Consider the following 24,732-nt stretch of genomic DNA (forward strand, 5'->3'; position numbering starts at 1 on the left):
CCCGCGCTTTCATAAAGTTGGAGCGTGATCGTCACAAGCGGAAGCGAAGTCCAACCGTAAAACCGGTCGCTGGCTCGACCGGAGCCTTTTGGATCAATAGTCCCATTCCCAGCTGAAACCGACGTTGCTTTCCCGTGTCGCTCCGCCGACCTCGCTCTCCAACGTGAGATTGGGGGTGACCTCCCACTCCACGACCGCGCTGGAACTGCCGGGCGTGGCGCCCTGGCGCACGCCGACGAAAACGTCGTCGGCAAGATAGCGGCCGGCTTCGATCTGACCCAGGTCGTCTTCGCCGGCGCCGGGCGCCAGGGTCAGCACATCGACCCCCAAAGTCTGGCGCGCGACGTCCAGCAGGCCGCCGCCGCCGCCGCCCGTCAGCGTCGCCGCGGCCTGGGCCACCTGAACCGCCTGAGCCGCCGACAGGCGCGCCGTGCCCTCACCGAACAGAATACGCGAGAGAATCTCGTCGTTGGGCAATTCCGGCTCGCTGGACAGCGAGAGGACCGGCGCCGATGCCGGTCCCGTCACCGCGATCCGTCCGGTGAAACCGTCGGCGCGGTAGACCGTGGTCAGGTCCAACTGCGGATCGAGGTCGGTGCCGCCGGCGAACGTGATGCTGCCCCGCTCAAGTTCGAAGCGCCGTCCGGCAAGGTCGAAGAAGCCGCGCACGGGCCGCAGATCGCCACGCAACTGCGGCGCGGCGGCCGTCCCTTTCAGGCGGAAGGTGCCCCGCCACTCGGAGTCCAATCCCCGGCCGCGAACGAACAGCCGGCCCGGAATCGAGATCCCGACATCGAGCCCGAGAAAGGCAAGCCCCGGGTCGGGTCCGGCTTGCGCCTCCGTCTCCGCCGGCTCGGGCCGGCCGGTGTTGATCTCCTCGACGTCGAGCGTCGCGACACTAGGCGGCAGTTCTCCAGCCAAGCTCACTTCGATGCGTTGCGGCTCGATATCGCCGGTCAGGCTTGCGGCCTCGAGGTCGCCGGACAGGGAGATTTGCGAGTTGATCTCGGCACTCAGGTCGTCGCGGCGCACCAGAATGGCCGCATTCGTTTCGGCCTCGACCTCGAAACGCGGCACGTCGCCGGCCAGGTCGAGCCAGCCGGCGGCGCGCAAGCTGCCGCCATCGCCGTCTCGCGCGTTGAAGCCGCGCAGAACCAGACGGCTGCCCTCCCCCTCCACGCTCAGATCGAACGGCCGCAGAAGAGTCCCGAGCGTAAAGTTCTCGTAGATCCCGTCGGTCACGGTCAAAGCACCGCTGGCCTGGGGGTTGCCCAAGCTGCCGCGCAGGGTCATGTCGAGTTCGCCCTGCCCCTCGATGCGCACGACGTCGATCGGAAAGAGACCGACGACGGGCGCCAGGTTCCCCAACCAACGGACCGAGGCCGAGACCGGTTCATCTTGCGGAAAGACCAGACCGAGCGGCGCATCGGTGATCAGCAGCGGCAGCTCCGCCTGCGCGTCGAGCGACTCCTCGGCGAAACCGGACAGCCGCGCCGTCGTACTGAAACGGCCTCGGGTCAAGCGACCGTCGACCTCCAGAGCCAAGGGTAGAGTTTCCTCGGCCACCCGCTCCGCGAACCGCAGCCCATCGGTGCGCAGCCGGAGTTGACCCTCGGGGCGCGGAAGAGCGCCGGACAGATTGGCTTCGGCATGCAGAAGGCCCTCCAGCGGCAGATCCGCGCCCGCTGCCGCCGCCAGCGAGAGAGGCAGGTCGCGGACCGCGAGCCCCGCCTCGATCCACCCGTTCTCGACCTGGGCGTCCAGGTCCAGTTCGCCTTCGTCGAAGCCGAGGCGCAAGCCCTCGACACCAAGGCGCCCGGCGCCGAATGTCAGGCTAGCCGGCTGACGCAGCCGCGTTTCCAGATCCCCGTAGCGAGCCTCCAGGCGTGCCAGATCGAGCTGTTGAGGTTCTTCGAGAACCGCGCGCGCCTGCGCCGCCAGTGCCAAGGCACGCGGCTCAGGTCCGGCCGTCGCACCTTCGGCCTCGAGCGAGATCGCCAGGTCGGCGAGGCCGCCCTCGGCCTGGATCGCGACTGCCGTCAAGGTCGCATCGCCGGCCCGCAGGTCGGTGGCCCGCACGGCAGCGCGGAGCGAGTGGGTTGCCAACAGCCCATCGAGGGAGGCGGTCACCTCGGCCGTCGCGATCCCCAGGCCATCGCTGAGACTGAGACCCTGCGCTTGCACCGCCAGCTCGGCGGCCTGATCGCCGGTGCGGGAGATCAAGTCGAGAGTCCCCTCCAGACTCCCGCCGGCCAACTCCGGAACGAGCGGAGCATAGGCGGCGAGATCGGCGACTCTCAGCGCGAGGCTCCCCTCTGCCGGTGGGCCAGCCAGAGGCATGGCCAAGCGCCCGCTCAGGCTGTCGCCGCCTCGCGCAAGCCGCAGATCGTCCAGCCGCAGGCGCTCGCCGTCGATCGCGACGTCACTGCCCAATGCAACCGGACCCGCCGGGGTCCCGACCTCCAGGTCGAGCCGCCCGGTCAGCTCCGGGGGCAGCCCGACCATCCGCCCGGTCAAGGCGAGGTCGCGCAGTTCGCGACCGTCGAAGACAAGCTCTGGTGCCGCCGCCTCGAGAGTTAGGTCCGGGCGGGCAAGGCTCCCGGTGGCGGCAAGATCGATGCGCGCCTGCCCGGCCAGAGGAAGCTCCGCCGCCTGCAATCGAGCAAGGTCCGGAAAGCTCGCTGTCAGATCGGCCGCCAGAGTCCGTCCCTGGGCGTCGCTGCGACCTTGGCCCGCCACGGTCAAGGCCGCGCCGTCGAGATGCAGACTCTCGAGGATCAGAGCGCCATCCGCTCCCAGCTCCGCTTCGGCCCAGAGCATCGGGCTCGGCCCCAGCAGCGCCTCGAGCGCCGGGAGCCCGATCCGCAGCGCCTCCGCCTGGCCGCTCAAAACCGCGGAGATCGACCCGCTGTCCGCCAGATCGAGATAGGCTTCGCCCTGCCAGGCACCGGCGAGATCGAGACCGGTGAGCGCTGCCAGACGGCCGAGGTCGTTGTAGGTCAGCGCCAGGGCGCCGTCAGCTGTGAAGTCGGTCAAATCGAGCGTGCCGTCGCCGGTCACGGAGGCCGCCGGGGTCGTCGCAATCAAGCGTTCGAGAGAGATCCAGGCGTCGGAGGCCTGCCCCCGCGCGCTGAGCGACAGACGGTCGCCGAGCGCCTCCGCCAAGGCCGGCGGTCCGGAGAGGCCGGCCGCCTCGGCTTCCAAGGTGAAGGTCGCCGGCTGGGTCCCGATCACCTGCCCGTTCACACGCAAACGCCGGGTCTCGAAGCCGGACGCCTCCAGTCTCTCCAACTCGCCGGAGAGCAGCAGATCGGGTTCGGAGAGAGACCCGCTTGCGATCACGGACAGACGGCCGCCCGACAGGTTGGCCGGCGCAATGAGATCCGCCAAACCGGCCGGGTCGGCGAGAATCAACTCGATCTGTCCCGAGAGATCTTCGCTGTCCAGGTTCAGATCCGCGAAACCTTCGAGTGCGGCCGCGCCGGTCTCGAACCGCTCGACGACCAGGCCAAGAGAGTCCCCGTAGCTTGCCGACATCGCGAAGTCGAGTTGCGGTTCCAGCAGAACGCGCAGGTTCGGCGGCAGCAAGGCGGCGAGCTGCGCCTGTCCGGTCAAACGAAGACTCGGCGGCTCAAGACTCTCGACCGTCAGAACGCCGGAAGCCTGGGCGGCCTCGCCGGCTTCGACCGACCAGTCGCCGCGCCATCCCTCCAGAGGTCCGGCGCCAGTGAGCCGCACGGCGAGCGGCGGTTCACCCGGCAGGTCAAGCAGTCGCGTGGCCAATCCGCCGGCCGGTGCCGTCGCCTCCAGGTCCGCTTCCAAGCGCCCGCTCGGCGGGAAGTAGACCGCACTGGCCATGATGGCCCCCTCGCCGTCGAGGCGGCGAACGCGCAATTGAGACTCCACACGGCTTGCATCGCCCGCCGCCGCGCGACCTTCCACGGCGAGCTCAAGACGCTCGCCCAGCAATGAGGCGCCCAAGAGCAGACGATCCACCGCGAACCGGTCCAGGCGCAACCCGACGGGAGGCGCTTGCGGCAGAACAAGTCCGCCCTCCGGCTCGGCCACCGCATCTTCGACCGGCGGGCCGGCCAGGGGTGCGCGGACCACCTCCAGGGTTCCCAGGTCCAGCGCCTCGACGGCGAGGGTTCCCTGGAACAGTCCCAAGGCATCCCAAGCGACTCGCCCTCGGTCCAGGGACAGCCAGACCCCATCCGCGTCGGTCAAGGTCACCTCGGACACGATCGTCTCGAAAGGCGGCGCACCTTCAAGGCGACCGATCTCCAATCCCGGCACCGCGCTTTCGGCGAGGTCGATCACGAGGCCACGCCCAGGTCCGGTTTGAAGAGCCGCCAGCGCCAGGAGAAGCAGCAGCAGCGGCAGCCCCACCAAGGCTGCGGGGATCCACCAAAGCCAGCGCCGGCGGCGTCGGCCGCCCGGCGGCTGGGAGGGGCGTGGCCCGGCTCTCAAATCGCCCTCCGCCATTTCAGAAGGCCTGCCCAATGGAGAGGTAGAACTCGAAAGAGTCGTCGTCGTTCCGTGGATTCAGAGGAACCGCCACATCGAGACGCAAGGGACCGATGCCGAGGTCGTAGCGGAGACCGAGACCGGCCGCCCATTGCCAATCGAAATCGGAATCCGGCAAGGCATCTTCGTAGACCTGTCCACCGTCGAGAAACGGGACGATGCCGATGGTATCGGTCAGGCGCAACCGCGCCTCGATGCCAATCTCGGCCACCGACCGGCCGCCCTCAGGATCGCCATCCTCGTCCTGGGGACCGATGGCGCGGAATTCGTAACCGCGCACCGAACCGCCGCCGCCAGAATAGAAGCGGCGGCTGGCCGGCACGGAGGAGGTCTCCTCTAGGAAAAGCGCCCCGAGCCGCGCACGACCGGCGAAGGTGACCCAGTTACTCTCGAAGGGGCTCCAGTAGGTCGCCGCGCTGGTCTCCCCGACCAGGAACTGGCTTTCGCGTTCGCCCACACTGATCCAGGGCGCGGCGCCGAAGGTGATATGCACGCCGCGGGTCGGGTCCAGCAGATCGTCACGGGTATCGTAAGCGACGCTGCCGGGCAGGCCTACAAGCGTGAAGCGGTCGGTGCCGAAGCTGTCGGTCTGCTCGCTGAACTCGATGGCGGTGTCGAGGGCCACGGTCCAATTCTCCCCGATCGAGCGTTCGATGCCGAGAGACGCGGCGGCGGTGGTTTCGTCGAAAGCGTCGCTTTCCTCGCGCAGGAAGGACGTCCGGGCGATCAGCGCCTGGTCCAGCCGCAGGAATTTGGGCCGGCGAAGGGTCGCGCGCGCTTCCTGCCGCAGAAAGGAGCCGATGGCCTCCAGCCGAAGCGACTCCCCGTTCCCCAGAAAGTTACGGTGCTCCCAACTGACCTTGGCGCGCGCGATCTCCTCGCCCGAGGTCACGGCCGCACCCACGCCGATGGTCCGGTGCGGGCGTTCGCGTAAGGTCAGAGTCACCGGCACGGGGCCTTCGGCATCCGGCGGCGTGTCCGGGTAGTCGAGCAGCACGGTCTCGAAGAGATCCGTGGCGGCCACGCGGTTGCGCAGCTCCCTCAAGGTCCTGGCGTCCCAGAGCTCACCCTCCCTCCAGGCCGAAAGCTCGCGGATGTAATCCTCCTCGACCTCATCCAGACCTTCGACGCTCAAGGCTCCGAAAAAGACGCGGGGACCGGGCTCGACCGTGACCGTTGCCGTCAGTTCGCTGCGCGCGTGATCGGCCTGGTAGCGCGTCTGCGCGATGGTCGCATAGGGATAGCCGGACCGCGGGAGCAGCCACAGCAGCCGGCCTTCGGCGGCCTGCAGTGGCGCCGCGCGCGCCGGCATGCCGAGTTCCAGGTCCAGATCCGCCGGCATCCTTGGAATGCGGCGTTCGTCGCCGGGCGGCAGCGGCTCGGACGGCCGATAGACGATGACATAATCGGCCAGGACGAACTGCTCGCCGGGCGCGACCGCAATCTTGACCTCCGTAGGGCTTCGCTCCGTGTCGATCTCGCTCGAGAGGGTGAAGGCATAGTACCCCTCCGACTTGAGCGCCGCCTCGAAGCGCCGAATTTCGGCATCGACGCGACCGCGCAATGCGGCCGGAGTCGCAGGCCGGCGCTCGCGCAAATCCTCCAACTGCGAGACCTCGTCGAAGAGTTGGCGCAGCTCCGGCGGCAACTCGCCGACCAGTGCGAAGCGGTAATCGATGCCCGACTGCGCCGGCGCCGCCTGCTCCGTCTGCCGCTGACTGCCCAGCTCGGGCCGCGGATCCGTATCGGCAGCCGGCGCCGTCCGCGCGAAACCGAGAACCGTCAGCCCGCAAACAAAGGCGAGCAAAAGCGGCATGCCCTGCGCGCGCCGCCGACCGCCGCCCCCTGATACCAAACCCCAAAGACCCATGGCGCGACGGTACGGGACCGGCGGCTGAAATCCAACAAATCTGCGGTCGCCTTCGTAATGCCCGAACCTCCGCCAAGTTGCCGTCGTCAGCCGCATGAAACGTCGCAAAGATTGTTGAAGAAGTCGCGTGCGGCCAAGGGCTTGCAGCGCCGGAACGGCATGTTTGTCCTCCAGATCGTGATAAACGCCCCTATGACTGCGGGAGTTCCAGGTGTGCCAGTGACCCAGGACAGCCTCGTGAACGTGCTAAGCGGTGTTTCGGCGCCCGTCGAGCAGGCCCGCGGCCTGCCGGGATGGATGTTCGGCGATCCCGACGTCTACGCCCTCGAGCAGGAACGGATCTTCGCCGGCTCCTGGGTTTGTGTCGGCGCCGAAGACGACCTGCCGCGCGTCGGCGACGTCATGCCCGTCGAAGTCGCCGGCCGGCCCTTGTTCGTGGTACGCGACCAAACCGGATATCTCCGCTGCTTTCACAACATTTGCAGCCATCGCGGCGCCCTGCTCGTCACCGATCCGGGACGGCGGAAGATCATCGCCTGTCCCTATCACGCCTGGACCTACGAACTGGACGGAACGCTCAAGAAGACACCGCACATCTGCGGCCAGGGCGTCCACGATTCGCCGACGCTGGACAAATCGCTGCACGGTCTGAAGCCGGTGCGCTGCGCCACCTGGGCCCGGCTGGTCTTCGTCAACCTCGATCCGCTGGCGCCCTCCTTGGACGAGGAGCTGGCACCCTTGGCCGAGCGCTGGGCCGCTTACGACTTCTCGCTCCTGCGCTTCAGCAGCGCCGAGGACTTCCTGCTGCCGGCCAACTGGAAGCTGGCCATCGAGAATTTCGTCGAACGCTATCATCTGCCTTGGGTGCATCCGAGCCTGAACGGCTTTTCCGGGATCGACCATTCCTTCGAACTCTTCGGCGACCTCTTCGTGGGAGTCGGCAGTCGCAAGGTCACGCCGCCGCGCCCGCACGGACCGTTGCCCACCTTCCCGGGCTTGCCGGCGGAACTGGCCGAGCGTGGCGAGTACCCCGCGCTCTTTCCCAACGTGCTGCTCGGCTTGCACTGCGACTCTCTCTTCGCCTACGTGATGACGCCTCAGGGACCGAACGAGACGAAGGAGCGGCTCTACTTCTTCAGCGTCGGCGAGGAGTCGCTGGAGCCGCGCTACGCCGAGGCCAAGGCGGCGCTGCACAAGGTCTTCGCCGATATCAACCGCGAGGATATGGATATCGTCAGCCGCCTGCACCGCGGTTGCGCCTCGCCGGCCATGATGGGTGCGGTTTTCTCGCCGGTCTTCGAGAAGACCAGCCAGGCCTTCCAGCGCATGGTCGCCGAACGGCTCGCGGAGCCTCGCGAGCCGCAGACGGTTTCGGTTGAGGCCGGGGGTTAGATCAGGCCGAGAGCCTTGGCGTGGTGGGCCAAGTGGTCCGCCATGAAAGTGGAGATGAAATAGTAGCCGTGATCGTAACCCGGCTGTCGGCGCAGCTCCAGCGGATGCCCCGCCTCGGCGCAGGCCGCCTCGAAGAGCTCCGGATTGAGCTGCGTTTCCAGAAACTGGTCGTCGCTGCCCTGATCGATCAGCAGCGGCAAGCGCTCTTCGGCCTGCTTGACCAGTTCGCTGGCGTCGTAGGCCGTCCAGGCGCTTCGATCCTCGCCCAGATACCCGGTGAAGGCCTTCTCGCCCCAGGGACACCGCAGGGGTGCCGCGATCGGCGCGAAGGCGGAAACAGACCGGTAGGTGCCGGGATTTTTCAGGGCGGAGATCAACGCGCCGTGTCCGCCCATGGAGTGCCCGAAGATCGACTGGCGCGCGGGATCGGCCGGGAATTCCGCCGCGATCAGGGCCGGCAGTTCCTGGGTGACGTAGCTGTACATGCGGAAGTGCCGGGACCAGGGTTCGACCGTAGCGTCGAGGTAGAAGCCGGCGCCCGAACCGAAGTCCCAGTCGCCGTCCTGCTCGGCCGGCGCGACTCTGCGCGGCGAGGTGTCCGGACAGACCAGCATCAAACCGTAGTCGGCGGCGAGACGCTGCGCGCCCGCCTTGATCATGAAGGTTTCTTCCGTGCAGGTAAGCCCGGCCAGGTAGGTCAGCGTCGGCAGCGCCGCCGGCTGGGCCCCGGACCGGGCATGGGGCGGCAGGAAGACGGAGAAATTCATCTCCGTTCCCGTCACCGCCGACTCGTGGCTGTAAAAGCCCACCGTCCCGCCGAAGCAGGCATGTTCGCTACGCAGCGTCACAGCCATCGCGGCCGATCTCCTTTTGTGGATTTCCGGTCAGTCAGCGGTAGGTAGGCCCGCAGTCGAGAAGCTTCACTCAGTCGTAGGTCAGGACGCTGCGAATCGACTCGCCGCGATGCATCAACTCGAAGGCCTCGTTGATCTCGGCATGGGGCAGCACATGGGTGATGAGGTCGTCGATATTGATCTTGTTGTCCATGTACCAGTCGACGATCCGCGGCACGTCCGTCCGGCCGCGGGCGCCGCCGAAGGCCGTGCCCTTCCAGACGCGTCCGGTGACCAGCTGGAAAGGCCGCGTCGCGATTTCCTGCCCGGCGCCGGCCACGCCGATGATGATCGACTGGCCCCAGCCCTTGTGGCAGCACTCCAGCGCCTGGCGCATCAACTCGACATTGCCGATGCATTCGAAGCTGTAGTCGGCCCCGCCGCCGGTCAGCTCCACCAGATGGCCCACGATATCGCCCTCGATTTCCTTCGGATTGACGAAATGGGTCATACCGAACTGGCGGGCGATCTCCTGCTTGGCAGGGTTGACGTCGACGCCCACGATCATGTTGGCACCGACCAGCTTGGCGCCCTGGATCACGTTGAGGCCGATGCCGCCCAGCCCGAAGACCACGACGTTGGCCCCCGCCTCGACCTTCGCCGTGAAAATCACCGCGCCGATGCCGGTGGTCACGCCGCAGCCGATGTAGCAGACCTTCTCGAAGGGCGCGTCCGAGCGGATCTTGGCCAACGAGATCTCCGGCAGCACCGTGTGGTTCGCGAAGGTCGAGCACCCCATGTAGTGCAGCAGGGACTTGCCGTTCTTGGAAAAACGGCTGGAGCCGTCGGGCATCACGCCCTGGCCCTGGGTGGAACGGATCTTCTGGCACAGGTTGGTCTTGGGATTGAGGCAGTATTCGCACTCCCGGCACTCCGGGGTGTAGAGCGGGATAACGTGGTCGCCGGGCTTCAGCGAGGTCACGCCAGGTCCGACCTCCTGCACGATACCGGCGCCCTCATGGCCCAGTATGGTTGGGAAGGCGCCCTCGGGATCGGCGCCCGACAAGGTGTAGGCATCTGTGTGGCAGACACCGGTCGCCTTGATCTCCACCAGGACCTCGCCGGCGCGCGGTCCCTCCAAATCCACCTCTTCGATCTCGAGCGGCTTTCCGGCCTCGTAGGCCACGGCGGCAACTGTCTTCACGGGCTTCGACCTCCCCAAATCACTGCTGGCCCACATCGCTGTCGGCTTTTTGCTTGATCGAGAGTGTGCCGACAGAACCGCGTCGCGTCGATGCCCCAGAGCGTCCTCTAGTAAGGAATTCGCGTCCCGTCCCAGGCGAAGAGCCCGCCGCTGTCGCCCTCACCCAGCGCGTCCAGCACCGCGAGCAGCTTGCCGGCCGAATAGGCCGGTGAGAAAAGCTGACCGTCGGGAACGTTGCGTTGGAAGGGCTTGGACAGGCCGGTATCCACCGTGCCGGGGTGCAGGCCGATGCAGAAGGCCGTCGGGCAGCGCCGCGCCAACTCGATGGCGAAGGTTCGCAACAGCTGGTTGAGCGCCGCCTTCGACGCCCGGTAGCTGTGCCAGCCGCCGAAGCGGTTATCCTCGATCGAGCCGACCCGCGCCGAGAGCGCCGCGAAGGTCGCCCGCCGGGTCCGGTCGAGCAGCGGCAGGAAGTGCTTCGCGGCCAGGGCGGGCGCCACCGTGTTGATGCGATAGACCTCGAGCATCGCCTGGGGGTCGACCTGCCGCCAGGTCTTCTCCGGCGATACGCCCAGACCCTCGTCCTGCAGCAGACCGACGGCGACCAGAACCACCTGGAGCGCGCCGGCCCCGTCCTTCACCGACTGCGCCGCCGCTTCGACGCTGTCTTCATCTGTCAGATCGCAGCGGTGCCAGACCGCCTTTTCCGGCAGCTCGACCGGCACATGGCGCGACAGGGCATGGACTCGCGCCACGGCTGGATCGGCCCCAAGAGCCTGCACGAAGGCGGTGCCGAGTCCACCGGTCGCGCCAAAGACCGCGACCTCGAGACCATCGCCGTAGCTGGGGAGATGTTCGCCGGTCATGGTCCCTTCCCGAGAATGGCCTCGGCCATCGCGAGACCGCTGTCGTAGGCCGCCTCGGCGCGAGCGCCCAGGCACCAGTCCCCGCCGACGAGAATCCGATCCTCACCCAGGAAGGGGCGGCCGAGCGGCGTAACCGTCCTGGCATAGCGCCAACGGTGCGCCGTCGCATGGATCGCCGCCGGAAGAGGTCCGGCAACAGCCGCGAAAGTGGACGTCAGTTCCGCCAGAACCTCCGAGCCCTCTTGCTCCAGGTGCGCGGCCGACCAGTCGGGGTCGGCCTGCAGGACCCAGGTCTCCGCTGCGGGATCGCGCCCTGGCTTCGACGCGTTCCGGGCTATCCAGGAGAGCAAGCCGTCGTCCGCTTGCCGGACGTCGAAGCCAGTCTTCAAAGGCTCGGCGAAGGCCAGCATGGCGGTCCAGCAAGGCGCGACCCGGACGGACGCCAGCGCGTCGGCTTCCGGTCTGCCGGCCAGCAGCTCCGCCGCCTGGATCTGAGGGATCGCAAGCACCAAACGATCGAAGGGGCCCGCCGCTTCGTCCCCCTCCAGGCCAAGCCGAAGGCCTTCCGCGCCTTCGGTCACCGCGAGGACGCGTGTCGCGAGCCGCAGCTCGAGACCTTCGGCGAGCGGACGGAACAAGGCCGTCATACCAGGGGTGCCGACCCACCAGGTCGTATTGCGCCGCCCGGCCTTCGCCCCAACGATCTGCGGCCGCCAGACCGCAAGGGCGCCGGCCGCCTCGAGGTCCTGCAGCAACGCCCGGAAGGCCGCGCCGCGCGCCGTGATGAATTGAGCGCCGTGATCGAAACTCAGGCTTTGGCCCACCCGGCGCGTGGCAAGCCGGCCGCCGAGACCACGGCTTTTTTCGAACAGGGTGACGGCTGAACCGCCGGCGGCCAAATGGCGGGCGCAGATGAGGCCGGCGAGGCCGGCGCCAACAACGGCAACGGACAGGGTCATGGACTAGACGATCCGCGCCGACGGGTCGATCTCTGCCCGCGTCGCCTCTTCAACCGCCTTTCGATCCGGAAAGACCTGGGCTGAGAGCGTCCCGGAGGAACCGGCACAAGAGGCCGCCTCGTGGAGCCGAAGATCGTGAGAGCCGTTGCCGAAATCCGCCATGGACCCGAAGATATGGCCGAACCACGTTTCGCCCAGTCCGAAACACTCAGAAACGCGACGGCGTCACCCCAGAGCCTGTTCCTTCTTCAGGAAGTGTTCGAGCCGGACGACCCTGGCGTCGGAGATGAACATCACGCCGGTATTCTTCTCGAACAGGGGCTTGAGACCGGCGGCGACGCGGCGGATGGTCTCGTCGCTCGCGACCGCCATGAACATCACCAGGCTGGCCTGGTCGTTGAACAGCAAGCGGCCTTCGTGAAAGCCGTGCTCGCCCATGCCAGCGACGTCGCGCACCAGGGTGTAGCCCTTGGCACCGGAGCGGTCGAGCAGGTCGGAGACGAACTGCTTCTTATCGCCCTTGACGATGATCTCGATCTTCTTGAGCGGGTGAAAAACCAGATCGGGGTCGGTGTTTTCGAATGTCATGGTGTCCGTCTCTGTTATGCGTTGGGCAATTCGAAGGACGTCAGGCGACTTGCGGCGTCGGTGCGGCGGCCGTCTGGGAAGCCGGGGCGCCTTGCCGCTCGGAGGATGTCTGGAACGCGGCCGCCCAGGTCCCGTTGCGACCGCGACGGGACAGCAGACCCGTCTCGGGGTCGAGCACAGCCAAGGCCACCCAGCCGTTGCCGAACAGGGTCTTCAGGATGTCGTTGCGGCGCACCACCTGCTCGACCCGAGCAAGCGGGGCCTCGACGACGGTCATCAGCCGCAGAGGCTCGTGGTAGCCTCGGTCGTCGGCGGCCATCACGGATTGAGCCGGCAGTCCGGTCATGAGATCGCTGGCATTGCCTTGCATCACACCGAAGGTGCCGACCACGTTGTGGGTGATCTTCGATCCGGCACCGTAGGCGACGTTGTCGACAGTCGAGAAATAGTACTGGGTGTTGATCCACTCGGCCACAACCATGGGAGCGGTCAGGATAACCTCGAGCGCCTGCCCCTCGGCATCGCTCTGCCAGTCGTAGGAATGCAGGAAGCTACGCCCCTCCAGGTCCAGGCCGTGGGTCAGGTCGCGATGACCGACGATGAAGGCCGCGTTGCGCGCCAGCCCCCATTCGGGCCGGACCTGCGCCCAGTCGGTCGCCCGCGCGCTCACCGCCGAGAGACTGTCGCCGGTAGCCCCCGGCAGATGGCGGCAGCGTTCGGCCGAGGCCGCGGAACGCGCCCGCCCCAGGTCCTTGAGCAGTGTGGCGAAAATCTCCGGATGGGCCGCGCGCCCAACCTCCGGGTCGAACAGCGTCACGATGTCGGTCGTGGTGTTGTGCTGTGCAGCGAGGAACAGCGTGGTCTCGGGGACCTCGATGCCGCGCTCGACGAGTCCGCGCCGAACAACGGGATCGTTCAGGATTGCCGCCATGACGCGGGCGTTCGGGCCGCCGTGGTTGCCGCCGCAGGCACCGCAATCGAGACCGGCGGCGAAGGGATTGTTGATCGTCTCGCCACCGTGCCCGCAGAGCAGCACCAGCGGCGCGAAGTCCCGGGTGAGACCCATGATGCTGAGCGAGGCTTCGGCATAGAAGATCCGCTCGGCATCGCTGAAACCGCTCACGTCCTCCTCGCGCGGTCCGCAGGCCGTCAGCGCGATTTGAGGCGCCAGCTTGGCGTCCGGGCTAACCCGACGGCGGAGCCGGTCCAACAGGTCGGAGAAACGCTTCGGCATCAGGGTACGCCCGGCCATGGCGAGCCCGAACAGCCCGCCGGCCGTCTCGACGAAGGCGAAGGGTGTGGCGACGCTCTCCTTGAGTTGAGCGGTCAGCGTCTTGACGCCCGTCAGGTGCGCGCGCCCCTGCAGATGCCGTTCGGCCTGTCGTTCGTGGCCGCCGGCGGGCGTATCCTGCACCAGGTGCTTCGGCTCCAGCAGCACGGGACAGGAAGCCACGGCCGTGGCGGAGCCAAAGGTCTGATGGGCGATCGGCAGGCCGAAGAAGCCAGCGAAACCCAGCGTGTCGTAGGGCCCGACGGCCTCCAGATGTCTACGGAAGACCTCCGAGCGCACATCGATGCAGAAGATCAGCTGTGCGGCCGGCGGCGACTCGCGCCGATCTTTGGTGTCCGCCGAGCGCTGCAGCCGCTCGAGCAAGGGCCGCCGGTAGCTTTCTTCCCAAGCCTCGAGCCATACCGCCCCGTCGGGGGCGAGCGTGCCGTTCGATGCCGGGACCGGTTCCCGCTCGCCGAACAGGCGCGAGAGGGTCAGTCGCACCGCCAGGTAGTCGACCAGCGCGATCGGGGCGGCCTGCTGCCAGGGATGCGCCCGCTGCCCAGCCCGCCACTTGACGTAACCCGACCACCCCGGCAGGGCGACCAGGTGCTTCGTGAGGACCGCTTCGCGCTCCGCCTCCGGCACGCCGGACATCAGCTCGGCCAGGGCCGCGAGAGGCTCCTCGGGTAGCCGTCCGATTTCGGCACGCTCGGGCAGGTCACGATCGTGAACGGCCAGATTTCGCCAAGCACGCCAGAAGCCATGCTCCCGCCCCGGCATCGGCCAGCCGGCCTGGCCTTCTTCCAGAAAGGCCGCCAGCCACTTGATCAGCAGGCGGTTGACCTGCGTCGCCGCAGGCTTCGTCGAAGCGGTTGCTAGCGCATCGGCCGGACCGTCCTTAACCAAGTCGGGCCGGTCGTGACGCTCGGCGACCTCCTGCAGGACATCGCGGTCGATCCGGCCGTCGGACAAGGCCCGGCGGACGGAGACCGCGTTCGGGTAGCCGCGCCCGCCAAAGAGGTCGGTGCCCAGCTCGACCGCTTCCTCGAAGGATAGGCGCTCGAGCCCCTGAATCGGGTTCGCCGCGATGAAACTCTGCAGCGGCCAATAGGGTGTGATGGTGGCGGCAGCGTTCTCGAGCTGTGCGAAGAGTCTTGCTTGATCAGGCACGGTAGGCCTCCCGACGGGCGGTCACGGTGACGGAAGACGGTTGGCCCGCACTGAGAATACGCGTGTAGAGCCAACCGCTCTTGCGATGCAGGCCGGCGCCGAAAGCGATCCAGGCGGCGGCGAAGACGAAGGCCACCAGAAGCTCCGGCAGTCCCAAGAGCTGCGGTGCGGTGGTGCCGGGTACGCCGGACAGCGCCATCTCGGCCAGCGCGACCGTGACGCCGTAGACCAGTGCGGCCAGCCCGAGTACCAGCGGCAAGGCAACCAGGCGCTTCGCAAGGGACAGATGGGACCAGCCCTTGAGGGACAGAGCGGCCTGAGCCGCGGCAAGCACCGCGAAGACCACCAGAAGCAGTCCCGAATCGGCCGGCCAGAGCGCCTTGCCGCTGACGGCCGCGAACAGCAGGCCCGCGACCAAGGCGGCCGGAACCGCGATGGCGAGTCCGGCCAAGTCGAGTCCGGGCTTGACCGTCTCGGGGGCGACCCGGCGAACCGCGGAGCCGGCACTCAGGAAGAGGCTGGCCTTGAAAAGGCCGTGCAAGATCAGGTGAGCCATGGCGGCGGCATAGAAACCGAGGCCGCACTGCATGACCATGAAGCCCATCTGCGCGACGGTGGAGGCCCCCAGCCCGCGCTTCACGTCCGACTGGACCAGGGCGAAGAGGCTGCCGGCCAAAGCGCTGACCGCGCCCAGCAGGAAGACCAGGGTCATGATCTCGCCCTGCGCCGTGAAAGCGGGCGCGAAGCGTGCCAGCAGAATCCCACCGGCATTGACCAGCCCGGCATGCATGAAGGCGGAGACCGGCGTGGGCGCCGTCATCGAGGAGAGCAGCCAGCCGTGGAAAGGAAAGAGGCCGCACTGTATCGCGGCCGCCAGAAGCAGTGGCAGCAGCGCCAAGGCCAGAACCGGACCCGACAGCGTGGGAGCGACCGCCGCGACCGCGAAGATCGAGGTCTCTCCGGTCGCAATCGCCAAGACCGCCAACCCCGTCGCCAGAGCGGCGGAGCCGCCAAGGAACCACAGGCGACATAGGCGTGCCGCCGCCTGCGCTTGCGGCCAAGTCCGGACGTGGCCGATCAGATCGGCCAGCAACAAACCCATCGCAGCCCAGGCCAGCGCGAAGAGCACCAGATGATCGGCGGTGATCAGCAGCAGGACAACCAGGGTCAGGACCGTCAGCCTGGCGAAAAAGGCGCCGATCCGCCCATCGCCATCCATGTACCGCAGGGAGAAGGCGTGAACGATGCCGCTGACGAAGGTCACGGCGATGGCCAGGAGGAGCGCCAGCGCGTCGATCCGCAGCGGGCCGGCGGTCCAGGCCTCGGCGTCCGAGAACCAGAGGCCGAGAGCGGCACAGGAGCTGCCGGCAAACAGCAGCCACACGAAGGAGGTCAGCACCCGAATCATCCGCGACATACCCATCTTACTGCAAGCGATGACGGGCCGAGCCGCCATTGGCTGGCTCTATGGCATAGGCGCGGTCAATGAATGAAACAAATTATACCTATCGTATACATTGAAAAAATCAATTTTTACAAGCATGGCAAGGACGCCGCCCGGCGTCTTCCGGGCGGCGTCCTAGCATGGCGGAGCGACTAAAGCTGTTCGTCGAGGAAGCGGAGAAAGGTCTCCCAGGACGCCAGATCGGCGGCCCCGTCGTAGCGCTCGCCGTCCCAGACCGTGAAGGCGTGGTCGGCGCCGCCATAGATCTCCATGCTGTGGACGACGCCGGCCTCATCCATCCGGGTCGCCAAGTCCGCCACCTCGCTCATCGGCGCGACCGGATCGGCCGAGCCGTGCAGGATCAGAACCGGGGCCGTAACGGCGCCGTAGTCCTGGCCGTCCGGGGTGCCGAGACCACCATGAAAAGAGACGAAGCCCAACGCCTCGGCTCCGCTGCGCGCCAGTTCCAGCGCGGCCGCGCCGCCGAAGCAGTACCCCATGGTGACGAGACGCTCGCCATCCATGCCCTCGCCGAGCAGAGCCTCGATGCCGCCCGTCATCAGTCGGCGCATGCGCTCGCGGTCGGCATAGAGCGCCCCTGTCCGCGCGCGCCTCTCCTCCAGCGTCTCAGGGCGGATCCCGGCGCCGTAGAGGTCGAGCGCGATGGCCGCATAGCCGGCCTCGGCCAGCATCTCGGCCCGGCGTTCTTCATAGGCGCCGAGGCCGTCCCAGTCGTGAATCACGACTACCACCGGCAGATCGCCCGCCAGGGCCGGGTTGCGGGCGACGTAGCCTTCGAAGCGCTCACCGTCGATCTCGTAGGCGACCGTCTCTCCGGCGATCTGTGCGTGAGCCGGAGGGGTCGAGGCAAGGACGACGGCAAAAGCGGCTGCGCCGAGAGACAGGCCGGCGACTCTTCTGGAAACGGAACCCATGACGTTTCTCCCATCCATCCGATGCTGCGCGAGCGGGAGGCTCGGTCGCGAGGACTACTATGCCGCAAGACTCTACGGGCGGCAGCATCGCAAAGACGAAAGTTCGTCCAGCATCGCGCCGATCGCGGGCTACTCCGGATAGCAGCCGGCGACCCTGGCGCGCAGCCGCACGAGGGAGAGCACCGTGTCGATGGTGGGGGTCGGCACATCAACCAGTTCGCCCATCTCGCGCACCGAGGCGACGAGCGCGTCGATCTCCATGGGCCGGCCGCGCTCCAGGTCCTGCAGCATGGAGGTCTTATGGGCGCCGACGGCCGCGCCGCCGGCGATCCTCCGGTCGACGTCGATGGGGAACTTGACGCCCAGCTTCTCCGCGACGGCCTGGGCCTCCAGCATCATGTCGCGCGCCACCTCCCGCGTGCCGCCCCCGATGCCCTCGTCCTCGCAGAGCACATCCAGGGTGGCGCCGGTCAGGGCCGAGATGGGGTTGAAGGAGAGGTTACCCCAGAGCTTGACCCAGATCTCGTCGCGAATCTTCGGCCGCACCGGCGCCTTCAGGCCGGCGCTGCCGAGGGCCTTCGAGAGAGCCTGCGCGCGATCGCTCTTCTCGCCCGACGGCTCACCGAGAGAAAACCGATTGCCCTCGATATGCAAGATGGTGCCGGGCTCGGTGACCTCCGCCGCCGGATAGACGACGCAGCCGAGCACGCGCTGCGGGCCGATGCCCCGCCACTGCCGGTCGCCCGGGTCCACCGTCTGGAGACGGCGGTTCTCATAAGGACCGTCCAGTTTGTAGAAGTACCACCAGGGAACGCCGTTGACCCCCATCACCACCGTGGTCTCGGACCCCAGCAGAGGCCGAAAGCTGTCCACGACACCGGGAACCGAGTGTGCCTTCAGGGTGACGATCAGATAGTCCTGCGGACCGAGGTCGGCCGGGTTGTCCGAGGCGGTGACGGAGACCGTCGAGCGCTCTCCCTCCTCGACCAGGGTCAGGCCGCTGTCCCGCATGGCGGCCAGGTGCGGACCGCGCGCGACCAGGCTGACATCCGCACCCGCCTGCGCTAGCTTGGCCCCCATGTAACCGCCGATGGCCCCGGCGCCGAAGACGCAGATCTTCATGAGGTCAGACCGAGCTTTTCGGCCAGGCCGATGCGCTGCAGCTTGCCGGTGGCCCCCTTGGGGATGTCCGGCAGAATCACCACCTTGCGCGGCACCTTGAAGTCGGCGAGCCGCTCGGAGGCGAAGTCGCGCAGCTGCCGTTCCTGGGCCTCCTGCCCTTCCCGCAGCACCACGGCCGCCGCCACCTCCTCGCCCAGCTTGGGATGGGGCATGGCGAAGGTGACGACCTGGGCCACGGCGGGGTGATCCATCAGCACCTCGTCGACCTCGAGCGGCGAGACCTTCTCGCCGCCCCGGTTGATGATTTCCTTCAGTCGTCCGGTGATACGCAGGTACCCCTCGGCATCGAACTGGCCCTGGTCGCCGGTCCGGAACCAGCGGCGCCCCTCGACCTCGAAGAAGGACTTTGCGTTGGCATCGGGATTGGCTTCGTAGCCCGGCGTCACGTTGGGGCCGGAGATCACGACCTCGCCGGTCTCCTGCGGCTCCAGCAGACGGTCCGCCGCCTCGTCGGCTGTCCGGACCAGCGGCCCGGCCTCGATGCCGACCGAACCGGCCTTCTGGGGTCGCGGCGGCAGCGGGTTGGAGGCCATCTGGTGCGCCGCCTCCGTCATGCCGTAGCTCTCGATCACCGGACAGCCGAAAGTTTCCTGCAGGGCCGTCATCACCTGCGGCGGCAAGGAGGCGGAGGAGGAGCGGATCAGCCGCAGGTCGGCCGTCTCAACGACCGCATTATTGCGCGCGGCACGCGCCAGAATGGCCTGATGCATGGTCGGCACCGCCGTGTACCAGCTGGGCTTGACGGTTTCGAACCAGCCGAAAACCTGCAGCGCGTTGAAGCCCGGGGAGCACCAGACCGAGGCTCCGGCGGACAGGGAGGAGAGCACCGCCGCGATCAGTCCGTGGATATGGAACAACGGCATGATGTTGAGGCAGCGATCCGCCGGCGTCAGCGCCAGCGTCGCCCCGATGTGGTGAGCCGAGGCGGTCAGGTTCCGCTGCAGCAGCGGCACGATCTTCGGCCGCGAGGTCGTCCCCGAGGTGTGGAGCACCAGGCCAACATCGTCGGCTTCTGCCCAGCCGCCCGAGGCAGCCGTAGCGACGGAGCTCTCTCCCTCGGCCCGCAACTGGAACCAACCGGCGGGTTTGTCGGGCGGGCTCGACAGCCTCAGCACCCGCACGCCCTGCCGGGCCGCCGCCGGCAGAGCCGGACCGTCGTAGTCCTCCGCCACCACCAGCGCCTTGGCATTCAGATCGCCGAGATAGAAGTCGTACTCCTCCTCCCGGTAGGCCGGATTGAGCGGCGCCGTCGTCGTACCGCAGGCCAGCGTGACAAAGGCGGCCGCCATCTCGGGGCCGTTCGGCAGCACGATCGCCAAGCGGTCGCCGCGGCCGATGCCCAGCTCGTTCACGCTGGCCAGCGTGGTCTCGATCAGGTCGCGCAGTTGGCCGAAGCTCAACCAGTCGCGCCCGGCGGCGCCGAGCGCGGGCGCTGCGGCCGGATGAGGCATGAGAAGATCTTTGACGGTATCGGACATGCTTTCCCTTGAAAAAATTCGGTCGTGCCGGAAGGCGGAGTTACGCCGACGAGCCGCTGGACGCGGCGGCGCGCTTGAAAAGCGGAAGGTGGCGCAGCTTACGGATCAAGGGCAAGAGGAACAACAGCAGCGCGATGGCGATGAAAGTTCCGGAAATCGGACGCTCGATAAAGGTGGTCACGTCGCCCTGGGCGGCGATCAGCGCCTGGCGTAGCGACTTCTCCATTAAAGGCCCCAGCACCAGGGCCAGAACCAGCGGCGCCAGGGGATAATCGAGCTTGCGCAGCACGTAGCCGGCGATGCCGAAGGCGGCAATCAGCCAGACGTCGTGCATCTTCTGGTTGGGCGTGTAGCCGCCGACGATACAGAGCACCAGCACGAGGGCGCAGAGCACCGGCAGCGGCATGCGCAGCGACCAGACGAACAGAGGGATCAGCGCAAGATTGATGACCACGGCGAAGACGTTCGCCGTGTAGAGACTGGAGATCAGGCCCCAAACGAACTCCGGTTGCTCGATGAAGAGCATCGGGCCCGGCATCAGGCCCCACATCACCATACCGCCGAGCAGCAAGGCCGTCGTCGGCGAGCCGGGGATGCCCAAGGTCAGCATCGGGAGCAGCGAGCCGGTGCTGGCGGCGTTGTTGGCAGTCTCCGGCGCCACGACGCCCTCGACGGCGCCCTTGCCGAACTCTTCCGGTCTGCGCGAGGTGGATTTTGCGACCCCGTAGGCCATCAGCGAGGCCGGGGTCGCGCCGGCGGCCGGCAGCATGCCGACGAAGTAGCCGAGCAGCGAACCGCTGGCCATGGCCATCACCGACGACTTGAGCGCGCGAAAACCGGCGACAAGGTCCGAGAACCGGATATGCGCCGGCATGACCTGCGGCTTGTGGCGGGTCTGCTCGATGGTCCAGAGGATCTCGCCGACGCCGTAAAGGCCGATCGCCAGCACGAGAAAGGAGATCCCGCTGTAGAAGCCGGGCAGATCGCCGAAGATCAAGCGCGGCTGGCCGGAGATCAGATCGAGCCCGACGGTGCTGAGGACGAGACCGAGCACGATCATGATCACGGTCTTAAGCACGTCGTCGCCGCCGAGTGCCAGGAAGGTCGTGAAGGCGAGCAGGACGAGCGCGAACTCCTCGGCCGGTCCGAAGGCCAGCGCCACGTCGGCCAGGGGAGCGGCGAAGAGCGTGAAGAGGACGACGGACACCGTCCCGCCGACGAAGGAGCCGACCGCGGCCGCGATCAGCGCAAGCCCCGCTTGGCCTTTCTGGGCCAGAGGCCGGCCGTCGAAGGTGGTGGCGACCGCCGTCGAAGCGCCCGGAATGCCCAGCAGGATCGAAGAGATGGCGCCACCGTACATGGCGCCGTAGTAGATTGCCGCGAGGAAGATGATGGCCGAGGCCGGCGGCACCAGGAAGGTGATCGGGAGCAGGATCGCGACGCCGTTGACCGAGCCCAGACCCGGCATCGCGCCGATGAACAGGCCGACCGTCACGCCGAGGATGAGAACGCCGAGGTTGAGCGGAAGAAGCGAAATCGCAAAGCCGTCGGCCAGGTGCTGCAGGACGTCCATGGCGAACTCCTCGGGTGGTCCCAGCCAAGGAAACCGGCAGGGCCGGACGGATCACGATCCGCGGCGGCTTAATCCCTGCGGCGGATCCGGCCGCGCGTCAGAACAGAAGGGTGTAGAGCGGTATGAACAGCGGTTCGGTGATGCCCTTGGGCAGCAGGATCTTGAGCGCGACCTCGAAAAAGAAAAACACGACCACCGGGGTCACCAGCGCCAGCGTGGCGGTCAGGCGCCAGCCCCTATTGCCCATGACCCTCAGGTAGAAGAGCAGAAACAGCGGGATGGCGACGTAGGCTCCCACCACGTGGATCAGCGCGATCGTCGCCACGAGGGACAGGCCGACGAACAGGAGGTCGCGCAGCGCCGCCCGGGTGACAAAGGGGCGGCTGCTGCCCCTGTCGGCCAGCAGCCCGGCGAACTGACGCAGGAAGACACCGCCAACCGCAGCCAGCATGATCAGCGAAAGCCAGAAGGGAAAGGCACCGCCACCGGGTCCGGCGCCCGGCTCCCAACCGATCGGCAGAGCGGTGGCATGGAGCATGAAGTAGCCGGACAGGCCCATCAGCAGGGCCGCGACCATCAATTCGGCAACGCGCATCGCCTCGACTCCTCTGGATCAGGTCGCCTGTCGATCGAGTCTTCCGGGCCGGTTCTTATCGAAGGACAAAGAGGCGAGGAGGACAAAGAGGCAGCCGAGCGGCACCGGACGGGCCAGCGTTCCGGCTTGCCGTTTCCGACAGTCCTCTCGGCCGTCCTTGAGCGAAAGCACCTCACGGCGAAGCGACTAGGACCCGCTCTCGTCCATCTCCGACAGCAGCTTTTCGTGCAGGTCGCGTTCCGTCAGCAGATAGGCCTGCAGCTCTTCCCCGGTCAGCAGGTCGGTCACCAGCGCCTGCTCGGCGGCGTAGCTCTGCCATTCCTCGGTCTTGCTGAGGTCGATCAGGAGCCGAACGTAGAAATCCTGCGCCGCGGCCGGCATGTCCGGCGGACCGACGAAGCTGCGCTGCATGGTGTAGACGAGGTCATGGCCAAGTTCACGCATGGTCGGCACGTCGGAGAAGACCTGAATGCGGTCTTCCGTAAAGGTCGCGATCGGCCGACTCTTGCCCGCCTTCCAGAAGGCCATCTGTTCGGAGGGATTGTTGACCGTGGAATCGACATGCCCACCGACCAGATTCTTGGCGACCGTGCCGCCGCCCGCGAAGGGCACATAGGTCATCTCGACCCCGAACTCCTTCTCCAGCATCGCCGTGACCAGGGAGTCCTCCTGCCCCGTTCCGGTTCCGCCCATCTTCCAGGCACCGCCCGCGGCCTTCACCGCCGCGACGTAATCCTCGAGCGTCTCGATGTCGCTGTCGGCACTGACCCAGAGCACGAAGGTGTCGACCGCCATGCGCGCCAGCGGCGTGAACTCGGCGATATCCACGCCGATATCGGTCCGCAGGGGCGTGGTGTAGTAGCTGTTCAGCGTCGCCATCACCTTGTGAGGGTCGCCGGCATTGTCCTGCAGGTAGCGCAGCGCCTCGGCCCCGGAGCCGCCGCCCTTGTTGATCGGCAGCACCGGCATCGGCGAGAGGTCGTTCTTCTGAATGATCGATTGAAACAGCCGGGCCAAGCGGTCGGCGCCACCGCCCTGTCCCGCCATGATCACCATTTCGAACGGCTTGTTCGGCTCCCAGTCGTCCGCCTTGGCGGCATCCGTGCCGAGGGTCGACGCCAGTGTCAGGCTTGCCAGAGCGGCAAAAGCTACAAAAGGTTTCCCGTGCATCGATTAAGTCTCCCAGTTCGACTGCGGATGACAGACAATCTGTCATCTCATTTTATTTTCAGTCTTTTACAGGATTTTTTTCGAGCGATACTACGGCCTCCGAAATCACTCTCGCCGTGGTTTTTGACCGACGTCGAATAAACCCTGAATTGATACTTACTGTAGCGCAAATTCCCTCCCTGCGAGATCTTCAAGCACCGGCGAAGCTGTGACCTTTCGGAGTACGGGCGGTCACTTCGGTGGCCTGGGGGATGGCCTGGGGAAAGCTTGGCAGTCGTGACGACTACTCGGCTGCCACCGCCTGTGCCTGCGGCAGGATCGACTGGCGATACCAACTCTGAGCCGCGGCAACGCCGGCGCCCGGTTCGATTTCGGCGCCCGCGTCGCAGAGGGCCATCTCGGCGCTGGCCAGCGCCGCGAGACAGCTGACCTCGTTGAGATCCCCCAGATGCCCGATGCGGAAGACCTTGCCGGCCAATTGCGATAGTCCCGATCCGAAGGAGGTGCGGTAGCGCTCGTAGCCGATCCGGATCACCTCCCGCGCGTCGATCGCTTCCGGCACCCGGATCGCGCTGACGGTGTCGGAGTAGAGATCCGGTTTCCGCGCGCAGAGATCGAGTCCCCAGGCAAAAACGCCGCGGCGCACGCCCTCGGCCAGGCGCCTGTGCCGCGCGAAGACGTTGTCCAGGCCTTCGGCGAACAGCAGGTCCAGCGCCGCGCGCAGGCCATGGAACATCTGGGTCGGTGGCGTGTAGGGGAAGAAGCCGTCCGCGTTCATCCGCGCCATATCGTCGAAATCGAAATAACAGCGGCTCAGACCGGCCGTTTTCCTGGCGCGCAACGCCTTCTCGCTGACACCGACGAAACTCAGACCGGCCGGCATCAGAAAGCCTTTCTGCGAGCCGGCAATGGCCAGATCGACGCCCCAGTCGTCCATCCGGAAGTCGATCGAGGCGATCGAGCTGACACCGTCAGCGAAGAGCAAGGCCTCATGCCCGCAAGCGTCGAGCGCCGCGCGCACGCCGGCCAGGTCCGAGGTGACGCCGGTGGCGGTCTCGTTGTGGGTCACGAAGACAGCCTTGATCCGGCCCTCGCGGTCGGCCGTCAGCCGCTCCGCATAGGTGTCGACAGGCACACCCGCCCCCCACGGCAGATCGATACACTCGACCTCCAGGCCCAGGCGCTCGGCCATGTCGACCCAGAGATGGGAGAACTGCCCGAAGCGCGACATCAGAACCCGGTCGCCGGGGCTCAGCGTGTTGGTGATGCCGGCCTCCCAGGCTCCGGTCCCGGACGAGGGAAACATGAAGACGCGGCCGCGGGAGGTTTTGAAAACCTTCGCCAGATCCGCAAAGAGCGGCAGGGTCAAAGCGCCGAAATCGGCGGCGCGCATGTCCTGCATTGGCACGTTCATGGCACGGCGCACGGGCTCGGGAACGTTCGTCGGGCCGGGAATGAAAAGATGCGTCATGCCGGATTTGACGACAGCGGTCGCGACGGTGTCGGTCATCGGGCGGGTCCTCTCCCCTTGGATCTGCTTCTTTTGGGGAGGTTCGAGCTGCCAGCCTCGCGCGACCTCCGGTCTAGAAGAAAACTGGCGGAGAACCCTCTGACCGCGAAGAATATTCGAGTAATCGTGATAGCTGTGTTATTAACAAAGCTCTGTTTAGTGA

At 67.0% G+C, this 24,732-nt stretch carries 17 protein-coding genes; 1 reads left to right on the forward strand and 16 read right to left on the reverse strand.

Features of this window, described 5'->3' with window-relative positions; all coding sequences use genetic code 11:
- Nucleotides 1-93: 93 nt before the first annotated feature.
- Nucleotides 94-4,485 (reverse strand): translocation/assembly module TamB domain-containing protein, encoded by a 4,392-nt coding sequence (locus DBZ32_RS05470; RefSeq protein WP_119166058.1) that lies wholly within the window; start codon nucleotides 4,483-4,485, stop codon nucleotides 94-96.
- Between the two features lies 1 nt (nucleotide 4,486).
- Nucleotides 4,487-6,343 (reverse strand): autotransporter assembly complex protein TamA, encoded by a 1,857-nt coding sequence (locus DBZ32_RS05475; protein ID WP_119166059.1) that lies wholly within the window; start codon nucleotides 6,341-6,343, stop codon nucleotides 4,487-4,489.
- A gap of 267 nt (nucleotides 6,344-6,610) precedes the next feature.
- On the opposite strand from DBZ32_RS05475, the gene DBZ32_RS05480 reads away from it, so the two are divergent.
- Nucleotides 6,611-7,789, forward strand: a complete 1,179-nt coding sequence (locus tag DBZ32_RS05480) for an aromatic ring-hydroxylating oxygenase subunit alpha (RefSeq protein ID WP_162906580.1) — start codon at nucleotides 6,611-6,613, stop codon at nucleotides 7,787-7,789.
- On the opposite strand, the gene fghA is transcribed toward DBZ32_RS05480, so the two are convergent.
- From fghA to DBZ32_RS05550, 14 genes are all read right to left on the reverse strand, one after another.
- Nucleotides 7,786-8,643, reverse strand: coding sequence for an S-formylglutathione hydrolase (gene fghA, locus DBZ32_RS05485; RefSeq protein WP_119166061.1), 858 nt, complete (start codon nucleotides 8,641-8,643; stop codon nucleotides 7,786-7,788). The two genes, DBZ32_RS05480 and fghA, sit on opposite strands and share 4 nt — an antisense overlap.
- Nucleotides 8,644-8,713: 70 nt before the next feature.
- Nucleotides 8,714-9,826 carry an S-(hydroxymethyl)glutathione dehydrogenase/class III alcohol dehydrogenase gene (locus tag DBZ32_RS05490; protein WP_119166062.1) on the reverse strand — a complete coding sequence of 371 codons (1,113 nt, stop codon included), beginning with the start codon at nucleotides 9,824-9,826 and terminating at the stop codon, nucleotides 8,714-8,716.
- Nucleotides 9,827-9,933: 107 nt separating this feature from the next.
- Nucleotides 9,934-10,692 carry an SDR family NAD(P)-dependent oxidoreductase gene (locus DBZ32_RS05495; RefSeq protein ID WP_119166063.1) on the reverse strand — a complete coding sequence of 253 codons (759 nt, stop codon included), beginning with the start codon at nucleotides 10,690-10,692 and terminating at the stop codon, nucleotides 9,934-9,936.
- Nucleotides 10,689-11,651, reverse strand: coding sequence for an NAD(P)/FAD-dependent oxidoreductase (locus DBZ32_RS05500; protein ID WP_119166064.1), 963 nt, complete (start codon nucleotides 11,649-11,651; stop codon nucleotides 10,689-10,691). Before DBZ32_RS05500 ends, DBZ32_RS05495 begins: the two co-directional genes overlap by 4 nt.
- A 225-nt stretch (nucleotides 11,652-11,876) precedes the next feature.
- Nucleotides 11,877-12,239: a DUF190 domain-containing protein gene (locus DBZ32_RS05505; protein WP_119166065.1), complete on the reverse strand. Its 363-nt coding sequence runs from the start codon at nucleotides 12,237-12,239 to the stop codon at nucleotides 11,877-11,879.
- Between the two features lie 40 nt (nucleotides 12,240-12,279).
- The gene (locus tag DBZ32_RS05510) at nucleotides 12,280-14,682 is read right to left on the reverse strand and encodes a DUF2309 domain-containing protein (RefSeq protein ID WP_119166066.1); all 2,403 of its coding nucleotides are present in this window, start codon (nucleotides 14,680-14,682) and stop codon (nucleotides 12,280-12,282) included.
- Entirely contained in the window at nucleotides 14,675-16,138 is a 1,464-nt protein-coding gene (locus DBZ32_RS05515; RefSeq protein ID WP_119166067.1) for a proton-conducting transporter transmembrane domain-containing protein, read from the reverse strand. Before DBZ32_RS05515 ends, DBZ32_RS05510 begins: the two co-directional genes overlap by 8 nt.
- 140 nt (nucleotides 16,139-16,278) lie before the next feature.
- Complete coding sequence (locus tag DBZ32_RS05520) at nucleotides 16,279-17,061, reverse strand: dienelactone hydrolase family protein (protein ID WP_119166068.1); 783 nt, start codon at nucleotides 17,059-17,061, stop codon at nucleotides 16,279-16,281.
- A 129-nt stretch (nucleotides 17,062-17,190) separates the two neighbouring features.
- Nucleotides 17,191-18,183, reverse strand: a complete 993-nt coding sequence (locus DBZ32_RS05525) for a 2-dehydropantoate 2-reductase (protein ID WP_119166069.1) — start codon at nucleotides 18,181-18,183, stop codon at nucleotides 17,191-17,193.
- On the reverse strand, nucleotides 18,180-19,694 hold the full coding sequence (locus DBZ32_RS05530; RefSeq protein WP_235830054.1) for an acyl--CoA ligase: 1,515 nt from the start codon (nucleotides 19,692-19,694) through the stop codon (nucleotides 18,180-18,182). Before DBZ32_RS05530 ends, DBZ32_RS05525 begins: the two co-directional genes overlap by 4 nt.
- A gap of 67 nt (nucleotides 19,695-19,761) precedes the next feature.
- Nucleotides 19,762-21,294, reverse strand: coding sequence for a tripartite tricarboxylate transporter permease (locus DBZ32_RS05535; RefSeq protein ID WP_119166071.1), 1,533 nt, complete (start codon nucleotides 21,292-21,294; stop codon nucleotides 19,762-19,764).
- Between the two features lie 97 nt (nucleotides 21,295-21,391).
- Nucleotides 21,392-21,889, reverse strand: a complete 498-nt coding sequence (locus DBZ32_RS05540) for a tripartite tricarboxylate transporter TctB family protein (protein ID WP_119166072.1) — start codon at nucleotides 21,887-21,889, stop codon at nucleotides 21,392-21,394.
- A 186-nt stretch (nucleotides 21,890-22,075) separates the two neighbouring features.
- Nucleotides 22,076-23,059 carry a Bug family tripartite tricarboxylate transporter substrate binding protein gene (locus DBZ32_RS05545; RefSeq protein WP_119166073.1) on the reverse strand — a complete coding sequence of 328 codons (984 nt, stop codon included), beginning with the start codon at nucleotides 23,057-23,059 and terminating at the stop codon, nucleotides 22,076-22,078.
- Nucleotides 23,060-23,342: 283 nt separating this feature from the next.
- A complete protein-coding gene (locus DBZ32_RS05550) occupies nucleotides 23,343-24,569 on the reverse strand; it encodes an aminotransferase class V-fold PLP-dependent enzyme (RefSeq protein WP_119166074.1) in 1,227 nt (408 codons plus the stop codon).
- Nucleotides 24,570-24,732: the final 163 nt, after the last annotated feature.

Source organism: Algihabitans albus (assembly GCF_003572205.1).
GTDB lineage: Bacteria > Pseudomonadota > Alphaproteobacteria > Kiloniellales > DSM-21159 > Algihabitans > Algihabitans albus.

Bases quoted from the DNA above. Each gene is read 5' to 3' on its own strand.
- DBZ32_RS05470 (WP_119166058.1), bottom strand. From the start codon at position 4,485: ATGGCGGAGGGCGATTTGAGAGCCGGGCCACGCCCCTCCCAGCCGCCG.
- DBZ32_RS05475 (WP_119166059.1), bottom strand. From the start codon at position 6,343: ATGCCGCTTTTGCTCGCCTTTGTTTGCGGGCTGACGGTTCTCGGTTTC.
- fghA (WP_119166061.1), bottom strand. From the start codon at position 8,643: ATGGCTGTGACGCTGCGTAGCGAACATGCCTGCTTCGGCGGGACGGTG.
- DBZ32_RS05495 (WP_119166063.1), bottom strand. From the start codon at position 10,692: ATGACCGGCGAACATCTCCCCAGCTACGGCGATGGTCTCGAGGTCGCG.
- DBZ32_RS05500 (WP_119166064.1), bottom strand. From the start codon at position 11,651: ATGACCCTGTCCGTTGCCGTTGTTGGCGCCGGCCTCGCCGGCCTCATC.
- DBZ32_RS05505 (WP_119166065.1), bottom strand. From the start codon at position 12,239: ATGACATTCGAAAACACCGACCCCGATCTGGTTTTTCACCCGCTCAAG.
- DBZ32_RS05515 (WP_119166067.1), bottom strand. From the start codon at position 16,138: ATGGCGGCTCGGCCCGTCATCGCTTGCAGTAAGATGGGTATGTCGCGG.
- DBZ32_RS05520 (WP_119166068.1), bottom strand. From the start codon at position 17,061: ATGGGTTCCGTTTCCAGAAGAGTCGCCGGCCTGTCTCTCGGCGCAGCC.
- DBZ32_RS05525 (WP_119166069.1), bottom strand. From the start codon at position 18,183: ATGAAGATCTGCGTCTTCGGCGCCGGGGCCATCGGCGGTTACATGGGG.
- DBZ32_RS05530 (WP_235830054.1), bottom strand. From the start codon at position 19,694: ATGCCTCATCCGGCCGCAGCGCCCGCGCTCGGCGCCGCCGGGCGCGAC.
- DBZ32_RS05535 (WP_119166071.1), bottom strand. From the start codon at position 21,294: ATGGACGTCCTGCAGCACCTGGCCGACGGCTTTGCGATTTCGCTTCTT.
- DBZ32_RS05540 (WP_119166072.1), bottom strand. From the start codon at position 21,889: ATGCGCGTTGCCGAATTGATGGTCGCGGCCCTGCTGATGGGCCTGTCC.
- DBZ32_RS05545 (WP_119166073.1), bottom strand. From the start codon at position 23,059: ATGCACGGGAAACCTTTTGTAGCTTTTGCCGCTCTGGCAAGCCTGACA.
- DBZ32_RS05550 (WP_119166074.1), bottom strand. From the start codon at position 24,569: ATGACCGACACCGTCGCGACCGCTGTCGTCAAATCCGGCATGACGCAT.